A 21,279-nucleotide genomic window follows, 5' to 3' on the forward strand; every position below is an offset into this window, starting at 1 on the left:
TCAACTCCTGGAGCACGATCGTCGAACTGATCTCGATCTATCAGCGGCTGCGGAGCTTTGAGGCAAAGATCCACGGTGGGCCACTGCCGTCGATCGAGATAAGGAAGCCAGCCACAAGATTCCTATAGCTGTAGGGAGTTGACGGACACCTGACCTTCCGTTCCGCGTCAATCGGTCGCAACGCTGCTACTTGAGAGAATGGCGCTCGGCGTGGAGAAACTTAGAAACTGCATATCGGAACCCCCGTGACGTGTTGTTGTGGATGACGGCTAGCGCGCTGTTGCAGCGCGCGGACTGAGGCAAAGGGGCGGCGGATGGCTGTAGGGGCCATTACAGCCGCGGCGGGTAAGCTACAAAGCAGCCGCGTCGCGTTCGACCTGCAGTCGAGCCAGCGGGTTCATGACACCGAAGACTTGCTCCGAGAAAACAGCCATGAATCTGATTTGCTCCTGGAAATGGGTTCTCAGAGTCCACACCGCCTAGCTCTACAAATAAGTACCAGCGTGTCGTAAGTTCGACAGTGTGAGTCAGACACGCCTCAACGGTGTTGTCCCGCGAGCAATCATAATTGTGTCACACATGGCACCGGACACTGACTGACTAGCCAGAACGACCATGCGGGATGTTTCAAACTTGATCCGCCTCCATGGAATACGGTGCTAAACAGGGGTAGGCATTACGTGGGACGGCGAGCCCTTGTGACCGCCGGATGTGTTGGTGTCCATTCTGGTTCTGGCGGAACGGTAATCGAGCCCAGTGGCACCCAAGCTCGTTCTAGCGTCACTGGATCGCGCAGCTGGGCGAAAGTTTCGGTGCGAATATCGAGCCACTCGAACCAGCGATCCTGGACGGCGACAAGCTGGGCTGGCCGGAGCACGCCGAAATGATCTCGAAGAGAAATTCTTATCACCGTAAGCTCAACTGTGAACCGTGCCAGAAGAGTTCAAGATGATGTTGCGTCGTGTTTCAACTACCAGAACCGGGATTTGACAACTCTGAGCCTGCGGACCAATCCGTTTCCGCCGAGCCGGAGCTCTGGCCGTGAACATGACCGCCAGATTGAGCAGCGTGGATTCACAAGCGTGGCTCGCCGACTATAGCAACCGCGCCGCACATCCGGCTCAAAAGGCGCGACGAGCTCCTAAGCTGGAATTGGCGCGATCGGAACAAGCAATCCACTAAGGCTGCCCAATTCACGGCTCGGCGATCCTCACCAAATGCTTTACGAACTTTTGTTGATAGCGTCAGCAAGCGTCGACTTGAAAACCAAAGGACCTATCCGCAGGATGCTTTCTTAAGCCGTCATGCATCCAGAATGAGCGGAGCACGAACTGTCACATTACCGAAACCTAGCTCTTGTACTTGTAGGCTCGGCCGTCTCCCTTACTCCTCCCGCTCCCTGGAGCGAAGAAGGTTTATTCCGCACGGCTTTCCGGGGGCCACCGGCCAGGCGGGCCGGAGCCGAGGTCGGGCAGATCTCCGTTGTTTTTGGATTAGCGCCATGACACCGAAAACCAAACTATGCGCTTTGTTGCGAGGTGTTCTGGACGATGCGATCGGGATGGTGCCCGAAGCAAACCGGACGTCTTCGTTGAAGGCGTGCCTCGCCGAAAAGGTATTAGCTCTGGCCGCAAAAGGCCACTTGGATCCAACTGTCTTGACGCGTCTCGCGCTACGGAGTCTGCAGGAATCCTGTTGTGGTTGCTACGGGTGCGAACTGCAGAACCCCCTTCGAGGTGAAGGACCGAGAATGAACTCCAAACCTATTCCCCGCGCTCCGGCGTGGCTGACCGACTGGGTTTCGGCGGGTTGCAAGGCGACGCGAGACTAGAGTTCTGCCCGGCCATGGAGCTTGCGCCCGGCAGCGATGCCATCTGAGCGCGAGGGTTATGGCGTCCTGGCCGGAGAAACTCGGGTCAGTCCTGCTGTGGATGCCGCCTTGCTTCATCATGGAGTCGCCCGTGTCCGCGGCTTTCACTGACGTCATTGCGCCCCGCCCGCGGCACAGATGATTTCTCCTCGGTCCGCAACGGCGCTTGGCGCGCGATGTCGGCGATGTCGGAGGGCAGGTGCTCGCCTGCTCGGTTGCCGCTCGTAGCCGAAGCAGGCGAGGCCGAGTGATCCGAAAGATCGGACGGGCCGGTGAGATGCTGGAAAGCCGAGCTGCCTATCGTCCGGGTTCGCGACAGACGCGGATGAGCCGATCTATTATGTCCTCAACGCTTGCAGGCGGATCTTGCCGTGCCGCCTCAGCGGAGGCAGCTGTGTTCGACGATCTCGTCTGCCTCGATTGCGACGGCGATGCGCCGCTTACCCTGGCAAGGCGGCAGCCGCAAGCTAAGCAGTATCATTCCCGCGGGATCGACGCAGGTTCCGAGCTCGTCGCCCTTGCGACTACCCTGTCCACGATTACGGCCGACTTTCGGTGTCGAATGTGCTCCAGCGCTGAGCCGGCGGTTCCCCGCCAAGTGCTGCCGAGCTTGCCGTCCGGAGAAGGAGGGATCGCAGGCCAGCGAAAGGCGAAGGGCCGGGATCGCGCGCTTGAATCTCACGTCGGAATTGCCTGAATGGCCGGGCTCTGAGCGGGCCATGCTTTCCTTCGAATGGCCCCGGCTAGGCCGGGGCCATCGACACAAGTACGGATCAATATTTCAGGAGAATCGGACCGCCAAACTTATAGTTGACCCGTACCGTGATAAGGTCGAGACCCTCGCGGATGCGATCGGCCCCACCAATGTTCCCGCTGAATTTCGCCGTGCGGGGCTGGAAGAACAGGTGGTCGTACTCGAAGCCCACCGTCCAGTTCGGTGCGAGGCCGTGCTCGAATCCGACCCCCAACACACCGCCCCAAAGAACGTCACTTTTCCTACTGGCTCCTGCCACGGTCGAGCTGATCTGATGGATGTTGCTCATGACTGCGGCGCCGCCTTTGCCGTAAAGTACGTTGTTCCCGAAGGCATAACCAATCTGCCCCGTCATGAGACCGAACGCGTCAATCTTAGTCTGGTTGGTAGTATCGGAAAACGCGATGCTGTGATTGGACCCGGTCAAATCAGCCCAGTTGCCCTGGCCCTCAACACCCAGCACGATCTGGCCCATCTGCCATCGATAGCCGATCTGGAGGCCCACGCTACCGCCTGTCGGATGATGACAGCCCTCGGGCGTGCTGCCAAGGTACTCCCAACAACTCTCGCCTGAGCTCAGACCACCGTTCACGCCGAAATAGTAAGCACTCCAATCGTAGATTGCAGCCGCGACAGGTCCTGGAGCCGTGGTGTAGAGAGGCCTGATGGGTTGCGCAGGCAGATCAGCACTGAATGCGGGGGCCACCGCAGCAAGCGCCACCGTACTGACTGTCATAAGCAACAAGTTCTTCATTTCTATTCCCATGTCTTGAGTGCCCCCGAGCCGGCTGCGTCTTAACAACGTGCACGCAAATTGCTGTAACTGCATCGCAACATTGGCGCTGGAAGAAATGCGTGAATCAAACGCCGCGTCAGGTTGCGGCGTTGCAGATATCTCCAACTCCTTGACATGCCCCTTCGCTTGCGAGCGTAGATCAGCGCGGTGTCCTGCCTCTTGCGCACCCGACAGCTTGACGGCATCGCTCCACGTCGCGACGTAGTAGCGTGGTAGGTCGACGGGGCGCCCGGTAAGTGCGTGTTCCAGCCGTTCGTGATCACGAAGTCCAAGCCATCGTGATCGCCCATTCCAGAGCATCGTGATCACCGTTTCCAGCCGATCGTGATCGCTATTTCAGCGATTGCGATCGGGGGTAACCAGGAGGCGCGCACCGCTGACAGTCTGCAACCCAGCTACCTTGGTCTTTTGCCTAACTCCGACTGCTTCAGCTATGCGAACGCTACAAGCAATGGGCCGGCCCCCTCAAGCCCATCCTGTCCCCAGGTCCATGTCGCCGGCGAGAAGCTGTTCGTCGACTATTCCGGCCAGGCCATGGAGCTGGGTTGACGGAGTACGATACACGCCAGTCCTGCTCCGGCTCCGCGGACGCAACCGTCAATGCAGGAGCGATCGGTTGGGCTTTCGGTCAGGGGCGGCACCGACGGAGCAACGAACCCGGAAACTCTCACGCAAATAACCGCACACGTTCTTAATGTGGGTCAGTGGTGTGAGGTCCGCGATAGGATCTCCCGAAATCAGGCTCATAAGTGCCGCGGTTTCGCCCATGGCACAAGTACGGGTCTAATTAGGTTGGGGGCGCGTCCGCTCCGCGGACGGGGCTCTATGAGCCAGCTTGCCGAGCCATGCTGTCTCGGCCCTTCGGATCACGATGCCTCGCGCAAGCCATAAAGTGCTCCTCGCCGGGGGCACTCGGAAAACGGGCTCGCCTGTGGCGAGCGTTATCACGGCCCCGTTCCCGCGTACCGCTCAAACACCGGTGTTGTCGCTGCACTCGTCCCGCATGCCCCTTCGGGCCGCTATGCTCGCGGCCGGGGTGACATTTCTCTCGAGGCGAGCTAGGTGAACACTGAAGCTGATCCCGAAGGCGCTGCGGCTCGCCATGAAAGGGACGTAGAAAAATCTGCGCTTGTTCACGCTATCGCCCTCCAGCGCCCCAACGAAATCAAGAAGTTGGTATTCTGTTGCGATATCGTCAAACCAGAGTTTTCCGGCATCGTCTATCACGCCAACTATTTGCGCTTCATGGAGCGCGGACGGACCAATCATCTGCGGCTGATGGGCGCCGAGCAGCAGGCATTGTTCGAGCAGGCCGAGACGGAAGACGCAAGCTTCGCCTTCGTGGTGCGCTCGATGCATCTCGATTTCCTCAAGCCTGCCCGGATGGACGATGTGCTCGATGTCGTGACCTGGCCGGTCGCGGTGAAGGGCGCCTCCATCATGCTGGCGCAGGAGGTGCGACGCGGTGAAGTCGTGCTGGTAAAAGCCGAGGTGCGCGTCGCTTTCATCAGCGGCGGCCGCGCCCAGCCGATCCCGAAATCGATCCGCGCCTTGATGAAGGCTGATCTGATTTCGTGATCGGGCGATAGCGGACGGCCTCTCGACTCCCCCGTGGGCGGCGATAGATTGCACTCCCGCCAACCGATGAGGCCCCCATGTCGCGCCCGCCGCTTCCGCCCTTTACCCGTGAGACCGCAGCGCAAAAGGCCCGCATGGCCGAGGATGCCTGGAATTCACGCGACCCGGTGCGCGTCTCGCTCGCCTATACCGAGGACAGCCGCTGGCGCAATCGCTCCGAGGTTTTTCAAGGGCGTGACGCCATCGTCGCATTCCTCACCCGCAAATGGGAGAAGGAGCACGACTATCGCCTGATCAAGGACCTCTGGGCGTTCGACGAAAACCGCATCGCCGTGCGCTTCCAGTACGAATGGCACGATGCGAGCGGCCAGTGGTATCGCTCCTACGGCAACGAGCAGTGGGAGTTCGACGAGCACGGCCTGATGCGGCGCCGCGAGGCGTCGATCAACGACGTGGTCATTGCGGAGAAGGATCGGCGGTTTCACTGGTCGGCGCCGGGACCGAGGCCGGCGGACGTGGCGGGGTTGGGGACGGATCCGTTCTGAGGCCTATCAAGACGAGCTTGTCGCTTTCTTCCCCTCTCCCCTTGTGGGAGAGGGTGGCTCGCCGCGAAGCGGCGAGACGGGTGAGGGGTCTCTCTCAGCGAGCACCTCTCGCGATTGAATCCGCGGATAGAGACCCCTCATCCGGCGCTTCGCGCCACCTTCTCCCACAAGGGGAGAAGGGAAGAGTCTGCGTGGCGAGAGCTGCGGACTACAGTGACGCACGCCTTGCCAGAAATCTCGTAATCGCCCGTCCGAGCCTGGCGTGGTCCATCGGCTCCGCCAGCGACTCCCTCGCCGAGGCAACGACCGCGTCCGGCGCTTTGCCGTCGCGCAGCTCGCAGCACACTTGCGCAAACTCTACGTCGAATTCCGGATGGGGTTGCACCGACAGCGTCGCGCCGTTGGCGTAGAGCAGGCCGGCATGCGGGGTGAAGTCCGAGGAGAGGATCGTCAGCGCATCGTTCGGCGGCTCAATCACCTGGTCCTGATGCGAGCAGGCGATGGCGACCGCTCCGCCGTCGACGACGCCGTTGTCCGGCAGCACCTGATAGACGTGCCGGCCGATGCCCCAGCCCTTCTCCGATTTGCGCACGGTGCCGCCGAGCGCCTGCGCGATCAGCTGATGACCGAAGCAGATGCCGACCATCGGTGTCCTGTTGGCGTAGGCCGCGCGCACGAAATCTTCCAGCGACGCGATCCAGTCGAGCCCGTCATAGACGCCGGCAGCCGCGCCGGTGATCAGCACCGCCTCCAAACTGCGCGGATCGGGCAGCGCATCGCCGTTCGGGATGCTGACGATGTCGACCGTGGCTGTCGGATCCTCGGCGCGGACCATGCGCTCGAACATGTCCGGGAACGAACCGTGGCGCTCGCGATATTTTTGTGGAACCTGCCCGGTCTCGATGATGGTGATGCGTGCCATGTGCCCTCCGGTAAAGGTCAAGCCTTGTCGCTTCCTGCCCCATGTTGCTGGTGTGGCGCTGTGCGCTCCAGCAGCGCACTCTCTTTGCGGACCTCGTTGAGAAACGCCTTGGCCAGGCGCGACAGCGGCTCGGCTTCCGACCATAGCATATAGGCCACCGCGTGCGTCGTCGGCGCGAACGGCCGCACGACGAGGCCGGTCCCGCCGTTCTGCCGCGGCGAGAAGGGATCGACCACCGCGGCGCCGACGCCGGCGGCGGCGAGCACGCAGGCCGTGTTGCAGTAGCGCACCTCGACGGTCGGCTGGAACGGCGCGCCGGCACGGGCGAAACTATCGCGCACGGCTTCACCGAGCCGTGTGCCGCGCTCGAGCCCGATGAAGGGCAGGCCGGACAGGTCCGCGGCCGAGATCACCGGCCGGTCGGCGAGCGGGTGCTGCGGCGGCAGCACGCACACCATCTCGCCGGTGTGCACCACCTCATGGGCGATGCCTGGATGATGTGTCAGCCCGAGCGCGAAGCCGAGCTCTGCGACGCGGTTGAGCACGCCTTCGATGATCCCCTCGTAGCGCCGCACGTCGAAGAACACCCGTGTCTCCGGGCGGCGGCGTAGGAAGCCCGACAGCGCCGAGGGGATGATGCTGTAGGCGAGCGGCGGCGTCGCGACCAGCGCGAGATGCCCGGAGCGGTTCTCGCGCAGATCGCGCACACGGTTCTCGAGCTTTGCGTGCAGCGCGAAGATCGCCTCGCTCTCCTTGTAGAGCGCCATCGCTTCCGTGGTGGGAAACAGCCGGTTGTTGACGCGTTCGAACAGCGCAAAACCCGCCTGCGCCTCCATCGTCTTCAGCGCGTTGCTGACGGCGGGCTGCGACAACGCCAGTTCGTCGGCGGCCGCAACCGTGGTGCGGTGGCGGATGACGGCGCGGAGAATCTCGAGCTGGCGCAGGTTCATATCACTGCCGATTATACTCTGGGCCAAAACATCATAGCAGAACGAATTGATTTTGCAGCCCCGCTTCCGCGTAATGGCAGCGGATTTGCACGTGGCATCAAAGGGTTCATTCGCCCATTGAGGCGCCACTGCGCACAGATTGGAGGCAATCTTGGTTCGTGTCCTTCGCGCCGCCGCCGCACAGATGGGGCCGACGCAAAAAGCCGATACGCGCGAGCATACGCTGTCGCGGATGCTTGCGCTGCTGGAGGAGGCGGCCGGCCGCGGCGCCAGCCTCGTGGTGTTTCCCGAGCTTGCCTTCACCACATTCTTTCCGCGTTGGCTGCTCGAAGGCGAGGCGCTCGACCATTATTTCGAACGCGGCATGCCGAACCCGAACGTCGCCGCTTTGTTCGACCGTGCGCGTGCGCTGCGCGTCGGCTTCTATGTCGGCTATGCCGAGCTGACGCCGGATGGACGCCGCTACAATTGCGCCATCCTGGTCGATCGCGACGGCGAGCTGCTTGGCCGCTATCGCAAGGTGCACCTGCCGGGCTCGGTCGAGCCGCGACAAGGTGCGCGCTACCAGCAGCTCGAGAAGCGCTATTTCGAATATGGCGACCTCGGCTTTCCGGCCTTCCGCTCCGGATCGGCATGGGCCCACGCCATCATGGGCATGATGATCTGCAACGATCGCCGCTGGCCGGAATCCTGGCGCGTGCTTGGCCTGCAGGGCGTCGAGCTCGTCTGCATCGGCTACAATTCGGCAGCCTATGATCCCAATGGCGGCAGCACGGAAGACGCCTCCTTGCGCACCTTCCACTCCACGCTGGTGACGCAGGCCAACGCCTACATGAACGCGACCTGGGCGATCTCTGTGGCGAAGGCGGGCGAGGAGGACGGCTCCGGGCTGATCGGCGGCTCCTGCATCGTCGATCCCAATGGCCGCATCGTCGCGCAGGCCGCAACGCTGACTGACGAGGTGATCGTCGCCGACATCGATCTCGACCTCTGCCGCCAGGGCAAGGACAAGATGTTCAACTTCGCCGCACACCGGCGGCCGGAGCAATACAGGGTGATCACCGAACGCGCCGGCGTGATCGAACCCGCGGTTCTCGACGCAGACTGACAGGACGTTCCAACAACGTTGGCAAAGGAGCCGATATGACGCGCCTCTCGTATTTCCTCGGCATCGCAGCGGTGGCGGCCGCGACGTCCGCGCAGGCGGCAGAGCTTCCGGCTGAGATCAAGCAGGCGGGCGCGTTGAAGCTCACGGTCAACTCGACATACGCGCCGATGGAATATCGCGATCCCGCAACCAATGAGCTCGTCGGGCTCGACGTCGATCTCGCGAACGAGCTCGCAAAGCGCCTCGGCGTGAAGATCGTCTGGAGCGAGACGCCGTTCGCCGAATTGATCCCGTCGCTTCAAACCAAGCGCGCCGATTTCATCATCTCCGGCATCTCCGATCGCGCCTCGCGGCGCGAGACAGCGGATTTCGTCGATTATCTCGGGACCGGCCCCCAGTTCTTCGTGATGGCGGAGAACGAAGCCAAGGCTGCGACCGATCTCTGCGGCAAAAAGGTCGGGACCACCCGCAGCACGAGCTTCCCGGTCGAGATCGAGAAGTGGAGCAAGCAGAATTGCGAGGCGGCCGGCAAGCCGGCGATCCAGTACGTGCCGGGCGAGAACTCGATCGACGTTCGCAACCAGCTCAAGCAGGGCCGCATCGACGCCGCCGTGCAGGGCAGCGAGACGCTGCCTTATGCGCAGACGCAGGAAGCCGGCAAATACCGCGTGATCGGCGAACCCTTTGCCAAAGGATATCAGGGCATCATGTTCCGCAAGGACGATGCGGTGCTTCGCGAGGTGGTGACGGAGAAGCTCGCGGCGATGATCGCCGACGGTTCCTACAAGGCTGTCCTCGACAAATGGGGTCTCGGCGCCAATGCGGTCGCCCAGCCCATGCTGAACGTGGCGCCGCAATGAAGACGGTACCGGCACTCGCGGAGGGTTTTCCCGATCTGTCGGGAATGCGGATCGCGCGCGAGCCGCACTGGTTTCGCTGGCTCAGCGCCGCGCTGATCGTTCTTGTGCTCGGATTGATCGTGCGTGCGTTTGCGGCTGGCCAGATCGAATGGTCCTATGTCAGCCGCTTCCTGACCGCAAAGGTCATTCTCGAGGGCATCGTCAACACCATGGTGATGGCGGTGCTGGCGATGGCGCTTGGCATCTTCCTCGGCGTCGTCATCGCGATCATGCGGCTGTCGCCCAACCCGGTGCTGAAGACCGTCGCCGCCGGCTATACCTGGTTGTTCCGCGGCACGCCGCTGATCCTGCAACTGCTGCTGTGGTTCAATCTCGCGCTGGTGTTTCCGACCATCGGCATTCCCGGCCTGTGGAGCGCGCGCGCCGTCGACGTCATGACGCCGTTCCTCGCCGCGCTGCTCGGGCTCGGCATCAACCAGGGCGCCTATACGTCGGAAGTGATGCGCGCCGGCATGCTGTCGGTCGATATCGGGCAATATGAGGCGGCGCAGGCGATCGGCATGGGACGCTTGCGTGCGCTGCGCCGGATCGTCCTGCCGCAGGCGATGCGGGTGGTGATCCCGCCGCTCGGCAACGAGTTCATCGGCATGGTGAAGGCGACCTCGCTCGCCAGCGTCATCCAGTATCCGGAACTGCTGCACAACGCCGAGAACATCTACTACGCCAATTCGCGCGTGATCGAGCTCCTGATCGTCGCCGGGCTCTGGTACCTGCTCGTCGTCTCGGTCCTGACGCCGCTCCAGATGCTGCTCGAACGCCGTTTTGCGCGCGGCACATTGCGGCTCGCGCGATGACAAAGCCTCTCGTCGCGATCCGCTCCGTCAGCAAGAGTTTTGGCGAGTTTCAGGCTCTCAAGAATGTCTCGCTCGACATCCGGCCCGGCGAGGTGATGTGCCTGATCGGCGCCTCCGGCTCGGGCAAGACGACGCTGCTCCGTTGCATCAACCAGCTCGCCACGATCGACAGCGGCGGAATCTGGCTCGACGGCGAGCTCCTGGGCGTGCGCGAGCAGGGCGGCCGGCTGCATCGGCTCAGCGAGCGCGAAATCGGGCGGCAGCGGTTGAAGACCGGCATGGTGTTCCAGCGCTTCAATTTGTTTCCGCACAAGACCGCGCTCGAAAACATCATAGAAGGTCCGCTCCAGGTTCAGGGCCGAAAATCCGACGAGGTGCGTGCGGAGGCGATCGAGCTGCTGCGGCGCGTCGGATTGTCCGCCAAAGCGGACTCGTATCCCGCCCAGCTCTCCGGCGGCCAGCAACAGCGCGTCGCGATTGCCCGCGCGCTTGCCATGAAGCCGATGCTGATGCTGTTCGACGAGCCGACCAGCGCGCTCGATCCCGAGCTCGTCGGCGAGGTCTTGGCGGTCATGAAGGAGCTGGCGCGGAGCGGCATGACCATGATGGTCGTGACGCACGAACTCGGCTTCGCGCGCGAGGTCGCCGACCGCGTCGTCTACATGGACCAGGGCGCGATCATCGAGCAGGGCAGCGCCTCGGACGTCTTAGGCACGCCGCGCGAGGAGCGCACCAAGGCATTTCTTTCGGCAGTGATCTGAATGGGGGCGTATCGATGAAGAGACTTCTGGTTACGGCGGCACTCGTTGGCGCCATGAGCGCTCCGGTCATGGCAGTCGAGCTGCCGGCGGAGATCGCCAAGCGCGGCAGCATCAAGGTCGCGCTGGTGCCGAATTATCCGCCGATGGAGTTCCGAGATCCCGCCACCAACGCGTTGTCCGGCTTCGACATCGATCTCGGCGAGGCCATCGGCCGCAAGCTCGGCGTCAAGATCGACTGGCAGGAGACCAGCTTTGCCGAGTTCATGCCGTCGATCTCGACCGGGCGGGTGGACGCCATCCTGTCCGGCTTCACGGACTATGCCAGCCGGCACGAGATCGCGTCCTTCGTCGATTATTTGCGCAGCGGTCCGCAGTTCTTCGTGCAGCAGTCGCGCAAGGCGGAGTTCAAGGACACAGCCGCGCTCTGTGGCAAGAAGGTCGGCGCCAGCCGCCGCACCATGTTCCCGGCGCAGATCGCGGCCTGGAGCGAGAAGAATTGCGGCACCAACCCGATCCAGTTCGTCGGGACCGACGGCTCGGCCGACGCCCGCACCCAGCTCAGGCAGGGCCGCATCGATGCCGCCGCCCAGGGCAACGAGACGCTGCCCTACATCATGGACCTCGAGCCCGGCACCTATGCGACTGTGGGCGAGCCCATCGCGCAGCAATTCACCGGCATTGCTCTGCCGGTCAAGGAAAAGGCGCTGCAGCAAGCCATGCTAGAGGCGGTCGATGCGCTGATCGCGGACGGCACCTACCGCACGCTGCTCGCCAAGTGGAAACTGACCGACAACGCACTCGAAAAGGCGACCATCAATGCTGGACAGTAAGGCACTCCAGAGCATTCCGCTCACCCCAGCCAACACCGCGGATCCTGCGCCGGAATACCCCTGGCCGAAGCCGTACAATTCCGCGATGTTCCTGTCGTTCGACGTGGACGCGGAGAGCGCCTGGACCAGCAAGGACGCGGTGCATGCGCAGCGGCTCATCACCATGAGCTATGGCGGCTATGAGGCGCGCGTCGGCACGCCGAAACTCCTGGAGCTGCTCGACCAGCTCGATCTCAAGGCGACCTTCTTCGTCACGGGATGGTCGGTCGACGCGCATCCGGCGATGGCCGAATCCATTCTCAAAGCTGGTCACGAGATCGGCCACCACGGCTATCACCATCTCCTTCCCGATCCCGGCGATCCCTGGATCGAGGAGGAGCTCGATCGCGGTTTTGAGGCGCTCAAGCGCCGGCTCGGCGTCAGGCCGACCGGCTATCGCGCGCCTTACGGCGAGTTCACCGAGGAGCTGCGGGTGGCGCTGGTGCGTCACGGCATCGTCTACACCTCATCGTTCCGCGACGACGTTCGGCCCTATCGCCATCGTCTCGCCGACGGCAAGCCCGGCACGATCGAGCTGCCGGTGACTGCAAGCTATGACGACTGGATGCACGGCCTGTCCGCGCGCTTCAGTCCGCGCTCGATTTTCCCCAAGGAGCATGTGCTTTCGATCTGGAAGGACGAGCTCGACGAAACCAGAGACTGGGGCGCGATGGTGACGACGGTGCTGCATCCGCAATGCAGCGGCCGTCCGATGCGGCTGCGCCTGCTGCGTGAGTTTCTGACTTACGCAAAGTCGTGCCCGGATGTCTGGATCACGACCGGCGAGAAGATCGCGGAAAACTTCCTGCGCCACGAAGCCGGGAAAAGTTGAGCCACGCCATGACCCGCATCCTCGTCATCAACCCCAACTCCTCCGCATCGGTGACGGCGGCGATCGATGACGCCGTCGCGTCCCTGCGCATCGCCGGCGGACCCGAGATCGAGGTCGTCGGCCTTGCCGAGGGGCCGCCCGGCATCAGCTCACAACGCGACGCCGACAGCGTTGTGATGCCGCTGGTCAACCGTGTGTCGCGCGACGATGCGGATGCCTTCGTGCTCGCCTGCTTCAGTGACCCCGGCCTGCATGCGGTGCGCGAGGCGGCCGGCGGGCGCCCGGTGATGGGGATTGCCGAGTGCGGCATTTTTCGCGCGCTGATGCTGGGCGAACGTTTTGGCATCATCGCGCTGTCGCCGTCGAGCATTCGCCGCCAGCAGCGGATGGTGCGGCTGATGGGTGTCGATAGCCGCTATGCCGGAAGCTGGTCGGTCGGTGCGAGCGCGGCCGAGACGGCAGGCGCGGATATCCGGGGACGGTTGATCGAAGCCGGCCGCGCGCTGGTTGCGCAATGCCGCGCCGACGTCGTGGTGATGGGCTGCGCCGGCATGGCCTCGCATCGCGCGGCGATTGCGGATGCCATCGGTGTGCCCGTGGTCGAGCCGGCGCAACAGGCGGCGGCCGCTGCGATCGGCGCCGTCTTGCTGAACACGTAAGATCCTTCAGGAGCCTCTTGCAATGCCCGTCTCTCGCCGTTCGCTCCTCAAGGCCGCAGCCGCTGTGCCGGCGCTGTCATTCCCGGGTATCCTGCGCGCCGAATCCCAGACCACGCTGCGCTTCATTCCCGTGATCGACCTCGCCTTCGTCGACCCGATCTATTCCACGGCGCAGGTGTCGCGAAACCATGGCTTCATGGTCTACGACACGCTCTATGGCATCAGCTCTTCGCTCCAGGTCTCGCCGCAGATGCTGTCGGGCCATGTCGTCTCCGGCGACGGACTGCAATGGGACCTCAGCTTGCGCGACGGCCTGTTCTGGCACGACGGCGAGCGCGTGCTTGCCCGCGACTGCGTCGCGAGCATCCGCCGCTGGGCCGCGCGCGACGGCTTTGGCGGTGAGCTGATGGAGGCGACGGACGAGCTGTCGGCCACTGACGACCGCACCATCCGCTTCCGCCTCAAGCGTCCGTTCCCGCTGTTGCCGCAGGCGCTCGGCAAGGCCGCGATCAACGCGTGCTTCATGATGCCGGAGCGGCTGGCGAGCCAGGATCCGTTCAAGCCGCTGACCGAAGTGATCGGCAGCGGGCCGTTCCGCTATCTCGCCGACGAGCGCGTGCAGGGTGCGCGCAACGCCTACGCCAAATTCGAGCGCTACCAGCCGCGCAGCGACGGCAAGCCGGATTGGACGGCGGGTCCGAAGATCGTGCATTACGATCGGGTGGTCTGGACCACCACGCCCGATGCCGGCACCGGCGTCGCCGCGCTGCAGACCGGCGAGCAGGACTGGCAGGAGACCACGCCGCATGACCTGCTGCCGATCATCAAGGCGGCCGGCGACATCGAGACGCGCATCCTCGATCCCCGCGGTTACGCCTGCATGCTGCGCCTCAATCATCTTCAGCCGCCGTTCGACAACCCTGCCGTCCGCCGCGCGCTGTTGGGGGCGATCGATCAATCCGCCTTCATGACCGCGGTGGCCGGGACCGATCCGAACTTCCAGGTCTCCCCGATCGGCTATTTCGCGCCGAATACGCCGATGGCGAGCGAGGTCGGCCTCGACGTGTTCCGGGGCCCGCGTGACTACGCCAAGGTGAAGGCCGATCTCAGGGCCGCCGGCTATAATGGCGAGAAGATTGTGGTGCTCGTCCCCACCAACTCACTGGCGCAAAAGCCGCTCGGTGAGATCGCCGTCGATTCCTTGCGCAAGGCCGGCATGAACGTCGAATATGCCGGGCTCGATTTCGCGGTGGTGTTGCAGCGCCAGCTCAAGAAAGATCCGATCGGGCAGGGTGGCTGGAGCGCGGCGGTCGGCAATTGGCAGGGCATCGACTGGCTCAATCCGGCCGGCAACACCAACATCCGTGGCGAGGGCAAGGTCGCCGGCTGGTATGCGAGCGAGAAGATGGCCGGTCTGCGCAGCCAATGGCTCGCGGCCTCCGAGCTCGCGGAGCAGCAGCGCATCTGCCGTGAGATCCAGGCGGTGGCTTTCCAGGAAATCCCCTATATTCCGATCGGCCTGTACAAGCAGCCGACCGCCTATCGCAAAGCCATCACCGGCATTCTCGACGGCACCGCCGTCTTCTGGAACGTACGCCCCGCATGAGCACGATCGCAATCTTTGGCAGCTATGTGCTGTCACGCAAGGAGGGCGCGCAGAACGTGTTGCGCGACCATTGGGTCTTGGTCGAAGGCAAGACAATCGCCGCGGTCACGCGCGACAAGCCGCGGGCGGACGAGGTGCATGACCGTCCCGGCCGTTTCGTTCTCCCGGGCCTGTTGAACCTGCATAATCACTGCTTCTCGGAAGCGGTTGCGCGTAGCCACACCGAGGACGGCAACGGCCGCCGCAACAACCAGAGCATCGTCTACACGGTGCTCTTGCCGCTGACCAAGCGCGGTGCAGATATCTTGTCGGCGGAAGAGCGCATGGCGGTCGCGCGGCTCGGCATCCTCCAACTCCTGAAGGGCGGCGCCACCACGGTGATGGAGCCGTTCCGCAATTCAATCCCGGAAATGTTCGACGCCGCCGAGGAGATGGGCATCCGCTTCTACGGCGCGCCCTATCTGTTCTCGACGTCGGACGCCAAGGCCGGCCCCGACGGCGTGGTCCATTATGCGGGCGATGACGGCACTGCCGACATGGCGACCTGGGATGCACTCTACCAGCGCTGGAACAATCGCGGCGACGGTCGCATCGGCCTTGCGATGAGCCCGCATGCGACGGACACTTGCGGCCCGGATCTCTTGAAAGCCTGCGCCGCGCGGGCGCGCGAGCTTGGGGTGCCCATCACGACGCATATGGCGCAGAGCCGCGCCGAGGTCGAAACCATCGGCAAGCGCTATGGCGGCCGCACGCCGGCGCAATACCTCGACTGGCTCGGCCTGCTGGGGCCCGACCTGATGGCGGCGCACTGCATGTTCAGCACCGACGACGATCTCAAGCTGATGGCCGCGCGTGGCATGACGGTTCTCAACTGCCCGCGCGTGTTCGCGCGCGCCGGCGTCACCGCCGCGTTCAGCCGGTTCGCGGAGCACGGCGTTCGCACCGTGGTCGGCACCGACGGCTACAACATGGACCTGCTCGGCGAGCTCAATGCGGCGTCGCTGATCTCCAAGGTCACCTCAGCGCGCGCCGATGTCGCGAACGCGCCCGAATTGATCGAGGCGAACACGGCAATCGCCGCCGATGTCATCAAGCGGCCCGACCTCGGCCGCATCGAGCCGGGCGCGACCGCCGACCTCACCATCGTCGATCTCACCCATCCGCATCTTCAGCCGCTGTTCGACCCACGCCGCGCGCTGATCGCGCTCGCCAATCGCGCCAATATCGATCAGGTCATGGTCGACGGCCGCATGCTCATCGATGCCGGCCGCTATCTCGGCGCTGACGAGGCGGCGATCACAGCGGCGGGGACTGCTGCGATCGGCAAGATCTGGGACCTGCCGGAGGCGCAGGCCGCGTTCAACGGCTGAGGGTTGCCTCGTCGAATTCGGCGAGCGACTTGCGCATGGTCTCGACCAGATCCAACGCCACCGGCGAGGGGCTGCGCTGCGCCGGAAAGACCGCCGAGAATTCGAAGTCGATGCGCGGCAGGAAGCGGCGCACGATGACGCCGCGGGTGGAAAATTCCTGCGCGGTGAAGGGATCGCAGATCGCGACGCCAAGTCCTGACGACACCATGCCGCACATGATCTCCGATAGCGTGGTCTCCACCCGCAGCACGCGGCGGACATCGTGGCGATGGAAGACCTGGTCGATGAGATGGCGGCTCGACGAGCCCGCCGACAGCGAGATGAAAGTCTCGCCCTCGAAATCGCGGGGCTCCAGCACTTCTTTTTCCGCGAGGCGGTGACCGGTGGGCAGTACAGCCACACGTGCGGGCGCCGGCAGCTTCTGGCTCGGCAAGCCCGAATGCGCGATCGGCACCTCGGCAAAGCCGACGTCGCACTGGTTGTTCAGCACCCAGTCGACCACGATCGGCGAGATCACACCGAAGAAAGCGAGGTTGAGGTTCGGCCGCTCCTTCAGGAAGTGCCCGGTGAGTCGCGGCAAATAGCCATTCGACAATGCTGGAAGTGCCGCGATCCGCAGCGAGCCGGTGCGGCGGCCGCGGATTTCCTCGGCTGCCGCGGTGATGCGTTCGAGGCCGACGAAGGAGCGCTCCACTTCGGTATAGAGCGCCATCGCTGCGGCGGTCGGCACCAGCCCGGTGCCGCGCCGTTCGAACAGCTCCATCTTCAACAGCGCCTGGAGGTCGCGCAGCAACCGGCTGACCGCGGGCTGCGTCACTTTCATCAGCGCCGCCGCCTCCGTCACGCTTCCGGTCAGCATCGTCGCCCGGAAGGCTTCCACCTGCCGCGAATTGATCCGCGCCATCCCGAATTCCATTCATAACATTTAGGCATGCAGAAGCTGCCATTATTCATTGGACGATGGAAGCCGGAGTTTGCGATCTTTTTCATCAGAGCTGGAGACGGCCCGCTTTTTCGGCAGATCGGAGGGGCTCGAACCTCCGGATCGCGCCAAAACCAGCCGCGCAGGGGCCGGAGCCCTGTCGCGGAGGGATTTGCGCGGAAGGAAATGCGGAAGGTTCAGCCAACGAGACTCGTCGGCACGTCACCTCATCCCGGTATGGAGATCGGACCACATGAAGACTTTTCGCCTTCTGACAGCGGTCAGCATCGCGGCGCTCATTGCCGCCCCGTCGGTGGCCTCGGCCCAGCAGAAAACGCTCTATGTCGCCGGCTATGGCGGCTCGTTCGAGAAGACCATTCGTGACGAGGTGATCCCGGCTTTCGAGAAGCAGAACGGCGTCAAGGTCGAATACGTCGCCGGCAACTCCACCGACACGCTGGCAAAGCTGCAGGCGCAGAAGGGCAACCAGCAGATCGACGTCGCCATCGTTGACGACGGCCCGATGTACCAGGCGATCCAACTCGGCTTCTGCGGCAAGCTCGATGGCTTGCCGACCGATCTCTACGACACCGCGCGCTTCAAGGACGATCGTGCGGTCGCCATCGGCATCGTCGCGACCGGCCTGATGTACAACACCAAGGTGTTTGCGGAGAAGGGCTGGGCGCCGCCGACCTCCTGGAACGATTTGAAGGACACGAAATACGCCAAGCAGCTCGTGATCCCGCCGATCAACAACACCTATGGCCTCGAAGCGCTGGTGATGCTGTCGAAGATGAACGGCGGCGGCGAAACCAACGTCGATTCCGGCTTCAAGATCTTCAAGGAGCAGATCAATCCGAACGTGCTCGCCTATGAGCCGTCGCCGGGCAAGATGACGGAGCTGTTTCAGTCCGGCCAGGCTGTGATCGCCGTGTGGGGCACGGGGCGCGTGCAGAGCTTTGCCAATACCGGTTTCCCCGTCGACTTCGTCTACCCGAAGGAAGGCGCCGCGACGCTGCTGACCACCGCCTGTCCGATCACCAAGCCGAACGCCTCGCCGCTTGCGTCCAGCTTCGTCAAGATGCTGCTCGAACCCAAGATCCAGCTCGTGATGCTGAAGGACTACGGCTACGGCCCGGTGCTGAAATCGCTGGTGATCCCGCCCGAGCTCGGCAAGATGGCGCCGATCGGCGAGCGTGCGGCAAAGCTCTATAATCCGGACTGGACCGTCATCAACGACAAGCGCGAGGAATGGACCAAGCGCTGGAATCGCGAGGTCGAGCGCTGATCGGTCATACCGGAGACAGTATGATGGCCTATCTCGAGCTCGAAGGGGTCGCCAAGCAATTCGGAGCGCAGACTGTCGTCGACGACTTCAGTCTCGCGGTGGGGAAGGGGGAGTTTGTCTCCTTCCTCGGTCCCTCCGGCTGCGGCAAGACCACGACCCTGCAGATGATCGCGGGCTTCCTCGATCCCAGCCGCGGCGCGATCCGGCTGGAAGGCAAGGACCTGACCGCGATCCATCCGGCCAAACGCGGGCTCGGGATCGTGTTCCAGAGCTACGCGCTGTTTCCGCACATGACCGCGGCCGAGAATGTCGCCTTCGGCCTCGAGATGCGCAATGTGCCGCGCGGCGAACGGACCGAGCGCGTCCGCGCCGCGCTCGCGATGGTCGGGCTTGCCGGCTACGAGGATCGCCATCCGCGCCGCATGTCCGGCGGCCAGCAGCAGCGCGTGGCGCTGGCGCGCGCGCTGGTGATCAGGCCGAGCGTATTGCTGCTCGACGAGCCGCTATCCAATCTCGACGCCAAGCTGCGCGAGGAGATGCAGATCGAGCTGCGCCAGATCCAGCGCACCATCGGCACCACCACGATCCTCGTCACTCACGACCAGAACGAGGCGATGTCGCTGTCCGACCGTATCGTGGTGATGAGCCAGGGCCGAATCGAGCAGATCGGCACGCCGCAGGAGACCTATGAGAAGCCGGCCTCGGCCTTCGTCTCGCAGTTTTTGGGCAAGACCAACGACTTTGCCGCGACGATCGATCGGACGAGTGTGCCGGCACGATTGATCGCCGGCTCGTGGAGCGCGCCTGCGCCTGCCGGGCGCAGCGGTCCCGTCACCATCAGCATTCGCCCCGAGCGGATCGACTTTGGCGACGCAGGCCTCAGCGCAAAGATCGTCACGCGCATCTTCCAAGGCAATCACTGGCTGTTCCAGTGCGAGAGCGAATGTGGCCCGGCGACCGTAATCCGCCAGAATGACGGCCGATCGCAGCCGGTCGAAGGCGAGGCCGTTCACCTCACCTGGCGGCCCGAGGACATGGGCGTGAGGGGCGTCGCATGAGCGCTTCCGCCGAGGAACGAAACGTACGCACGCCTTGGGCGCTGACCGCGCCCGCTTTGATGCTGTTCGTCGGCGTGCTCCTGATTCCGCTGGCAATGACCGTGATGCTGTCGTTCCACGATTGGGGCCAGTACAAGGGCATCGAGCCGGTTTTCATCCTCAAGAACTGGCGAGAGATTGCGACCGATCCCTACTATGCCGAAATGTTCGGGAGGACGTTTCGCATCGCGATCCTGACCACGCTGCTCACGGCTGTTCTCGGTGCGCCCGAAGCCTACATCCTCAACCGCATGGGCGGACGCTGGAAGAGCGTTTTCCTGCTGGTTATCCTGGGGCCGCTGCTGATTTCCGTGGTGGCGCGGACGCTCGGCTGGGCGCTGCTGTTCGGCGGCAACAACGGCCTCGTCAACAAACTGCTGATGTCGGCCGGGCTGATCCGGGCCGCTATCCCCTTCATGTTCACCGAAACCGGCATGGTGGTTGCGCTTGCGCACGTGATGATGCCGTTCATGGTGCTATCGGTGTGGGCGGCGCTGCAGCGTCTCGATCCGCAGATCGAGAATGCCGCGATGTCGCTCGGCGCCGGCCCCGTGACCATCATCCGCCGCATCATCATGCCGCAGATCATGCCGGGCGTGCTGTCGGGGGCGATCATCGTGTTCTCGCTCTCGGCCAGCGCGTTCGCGACGCCCGCGATCATCGGCGGCCGTCGGCTCAAGGTCGCGGCGACGCTCGCCTATGACGAATTCCTCAACACGCTGAACTGGCCGCTGGGTGCGGCGGTCGCCACGCTGCTGCTGGCCGCGCTGGTCTTGATCGTCGTCGGCAGCAACGCACTGATCGAGCGCCGTTACGCGGAGGTGTTCCGATGAGCCGGAATGGCCCGCTGGCGCTGATCTTCCACACCATCTTCGTCATCGTCATGGTGGCGCCAATCCTCGTCGTCTGCCTCGTCGCGTTCACGCCTGAAGGCTTCTTGTCGCTGCCGACCAACGGCTTTTCGTTGCGCTGGTTCAGGGCGATCGCCAACTATCCCGAATTCGTCCATGCTTTCTGGGTCAGCCTTGGCCTCGGCGCACTGTCGTCGTTCGTCGCGCTACTATTCGCGGTACCGGCGGCGCTGGCGATTGCGCGCTATCGGTTCCGCGGTCGAGATGTGCTGGCCGCGCTGTTCCTATCGCCGCTGATGATCCCGCATGTCGTGCTCGGCATCGCGTTCCTGCGCTTCTTCACGTCGGCTGGCCTGGGCGGCAGCTTCGCCGCGCTGATCATCGCGCATGTCATCATCGTGTTTCCGTTCGCGCTGCGGCTGACGCTGGCTGCGGCGACCGGCATGGACCTTTCGGTCGAGATGGCGGCGGTCTCGCTCGGTGCCGGCGGCTGGACGCTGTTCCGCCGCGTGACCTTGCCGCTGATCCTGCCCGGCGTCATCAGTGGGTGGGCGCTCGCCTTCATCCAGTCCTTCGACGATCTCACCATGACCGTCTTCCTCGCGGCACCCGGCACCGAAACACTGCCGGTGCGCATGTTTCTGTACATCCAGGACAACATCGATCCGCTGGTGACGTCGGTCTCGGCCTGCGTGATCGCGATCACCATGACCGCCCTCATTCTGCTCGACCGCTTCTACGGGCTCGACCGCGTGCTCGCCGGCAAGGGCGATACGGGGCGATAGGA

General features: G+C 63.8%; 20 protein-coding genes. 16 read left to right on the top strand and 4 right to left on the bottom strand.

Annotation, left to right across the window (positions count from 1 at the left end; all coding sequences use genetic code 11):
• On the top strand, positions 1-128 hold a 128-nt coding region (locus AC0L20_RS27090; RefSeq protein WP_473293877.1), incomplete at its 5' end, for an SbmA/BacA-like family transporter.
• 2,515 nt (positions 129-2,643) lie between these two features.
• Here AC0L20_RS27090 and AC0L20_RS27095 read toward each other — a convergent pair.
• On the bottom strand, positions 2,644-3,378 hold the full coding sequence (locus AC0L20_RS27095; RefSeq protein WP_473293878.1) for an outer membrane protein: 735 nt from the start codon (positions 3,376-3,378) through the stop codon (positions 2,644-2,646).
• Positions 3,379-4,593: 1,215 nt separating this feature from the next.
• Here AC0L20_RS27095 and AC0L20_RS27100 point away from each other — a divergent pair.
• Both AC0L20_RS27100 and AC0L20_RS27105 read left to right on the top strand, forming a co-directional pair.
• Complete coding sequence (locus tag AC0L20_RS27100; protein WP_473293788.1) at positions 4,594-4,998, top strand: YbgC/FadM family acyl-CoA thioesterase; 405 nt, start codon at positions 4,594-4,596, stop codon at positions 4,996-4,998.
• A gap of 77 nt (positions 4,999-5,075) precedes the next feature.
• Positions 5,076-5,543: a nuclear transport factor 2 family protein gene (locus AC0L20_RS27105; RefSeq protein ID WP_473293789.1), complete on the top strand. Its 468-nt coding sequence runs from the start codon at positions 5,076-5,078 to the stop codon at positions 5,541-5,543.
• 208 nt (positions 5,544-5,751) lie between these two features.
• On the opposite strand, the gene AC0L20_RS27110 is transcribed toward AC0L20_RS27105, so the two are convergent.
• Entirely contained in the window at positions 5,752-6,465 is a 714-nt protein-coding gene (locus tag AC0L20_RS27110) for a type 1 glutamine amidotransferase (RefSeq protein ID WP_473293790.1), read from the bottom strand.
• A 17-nt stretch (positions 6,466-6,482) separates the two neighbouring features.
• Positions 6,483-7,415 (bottom strand): LysR family transcriptional regulator, encoded by a 933-nt coding sequence (locus AC0L20_RS27115; protein WP_473293791.1) that lies wholly within the window; start codon positions 7,413-7,415, stop codon positions 6,483-6,485.
• 151 nt (positions 7,416-7,566) lie between these two features.
• On the opposite strand from AC0L20_RS27115, the gene AC0L20_RS27120 reads away from it, so the two are divergent.
• From AC0L20_RS27120 to AC0L20_RS27160, 9 genes are read left to right on the top strand one after another with little or no spacing between them, the layout of a single operon-like run.
• Complete coding sequence (locus AC0L20_RS27120) at positions 7,567-8,523, top strand: N-carbamoyl-D-amino-acid hydrolase (protein WP_007596405.1); 957 nt, start codon at positions 7,567-7,569, stop codon at positions 8,521-8,523.
• A gap of 35 nt (positions 8,524-8,558) precedes the next feature.
• Positions 8,559-9,383, top strand: a complete 825-nt coding sequence (locus AC0L20_RS27125) for an ABC transporter substrate-binding protein (protein ID WP_473293793.1) — start codon at positions 8,559-8,561, stop codon at positions 9,381-9,383.
• Positions 9,380-10,237 carry an amino acid ABC transporter permease gene (locus AC0L20_RS27130; RefSeq protein ID WP_473293794.1) on the top strand — a complete coding sequence of 286 codons (858 nt, stop codon included), beginning with the start codon at positions 9,380-9,382 and terminating at the stop codon, positions 10,235-10,237. Before AC0L20_RS27125 ends, AC0L20_RS27130 begins: the two co-directional genes overlap by 4 nt.
• Complete coding sequence (locus AC0L20_RS27135; protein WP_473293795.1) at positions 10,234-10,998, top strand: amino acid ABC transporter ATP-binding protein; 765 nt, start codon at positions 10,234-10,236, stop codon at positions 10,996-10,998. The genes AC0L20_RS27130 and AC0L20_RS27135 overlap by 4 nt, the downstream gene beginning before the upstream one ends.
• A gap of 14 nt (positions 10,999-11,012) precedes the next feature.
• A complete protein-coding gene (locus AC0L20_RS27140; RefSeq protein WP_473293796.1) occupies positions 11,013-11,828 on the top strand; it encodes an ABC transporter substrate-binding protein in 816 nt (271 codons plus the stop codon).
• On the top strand, positions 11,815-12,699 hold the full coding sequence (locus AC0L20_RS27145; RefSeq protein ID WP_473293798.1) for a polysaccharide deacetylase family protein: 885 nt from the start codon (positions 11,815-11,817) through the stop codon (positions 12,697-12,699). Before AC0L20_RS27140 ends, AC0L20_RS27145 begins: the two co-directional genes overlap by 14 nt.
• Before the next feature lie 8 nt (positions 12,700-12,707).
• Positions 12,708-13,358 carry an aspartate/glutamate racemase family protein gene (locus AC0L20_RS27150; RefSeq protein WP_473293799.1) on the top strand — a complete coding sequence of 217 codons (651 nt, stop codon included), beginning with the start codon at positions 12,708-12,710 and terminating at the stop codon, positions 13,356-13,358.
• A 22-nt stretch (positions 13,359-13,380) separates the two neighbouring features.
• Positions 13,381-14,964, top strand: a complete 1,584-nt coding sequence (locus AC0L20_RS27155) for an ABC transporter substrate-binding protein (protein WP_473293800.1) — start codon at positions 13,381-13,383, stop codon at positions 14,962-14,964.
• Positions 14,961-16,334 (top strand): amidohydrolase family protein, encoded by a 1,374-nt coding sequence (locus tag AC0L20_RS27160; protein ID WP_473293802.1) that lies wholly within the window; start codon positions 14,961-14,963, stop codon positions 16,332-16,334. Before AC0L20_RS27155 ends, AC0L20_RS27160 begins: the two co-directional genes overlap by 4 nt.
• Here AC0L20_RS27160 and AC0L20_RS27165 read toward each other — a convergent pair.
• Positions 16,324-17,238 (bottom strand): LysR substrate-binding domain-containing protein, encoded by a 915-nt coding sequence (locus tag AC0L20_RS27165; protein ID WP_473293803.1) that lies wholly within the window; start codon positions 17,236-17,238, stop codon positions 16,324-16,326. The two genes, AC0L20_RS27160 and AC0L20_RS27165, sit on opposite strands and share 11 nt — an antisense overlap.
• A 271-nt stretch (positions 17,239-17,509) precedes the next feature.
• On the opposite strand from AC0L20_RS27165, the gene AC0L20_RS27170 reads away from it, so the two are divergent.
• From AC0L20_RS27170 to AC0L20_RS27185, 4 genes are read left to right on the top strand one after another with little or no spacing between them, the layout of a single operon-like run.
• Positions 17,510-18,544 carry an ABC transporter substrate-binding protein gene (locus AC0L20_RS27170; RefSeq protein ID WP_473293804.1) on the top strand — a complete coding sequence of 345 codons (1,035 nt, stop codon included), beginning with the start codon at positions 17,510-17,512 and terminating at the stop codon, positions 18,542-18,544.
• A 23-nt stretch (positions 18,545-18,567) separates the two neighbouring features.
• Entirely contained in the window at positions 18,568-19,602 is a 1,035-nt protein-coding gene (locus AC0L20_RS27175) for an ABC transporter ATP-binding protein (protein ID WP_473293879.1), read from the top strand.
• The gene (locus AC0L20_RS27180) at positions 19,599-20,474 is read left to right on the top strand and encodes an ABC transporter permease (protein ID WP_473293805.1); all 876 of its coding nucleotides are present in this window, start codon (positions 19,599-19,601) and stop codon (positions 20,472-20,474) included. The genes AC0L20_RS27175 and AC0L20_RS27180 overlap by 4 nt, the downstream gene beginning before the upstream one ends.
• A complete protein-coding gene (locus tag AC0L20_RS27185) occupies positions 20,471-21,277 on the top strand; it encodes an ABC transporter permease (RefSeq protein ID WP_473293806.1) in 807 nt (268 codons plus the stop codon). The genes AC0L20_RS27180 and AC0L20_RS27185 overlap by 4 nt, the downstream gene beginning before the upstream one ends.
• Positions 21,278-21,279: the final 2 nt, after the last annotated feature.

The organism is Bradyrhizobium sp. Kon58 (genome assembly GCF_055807455.1).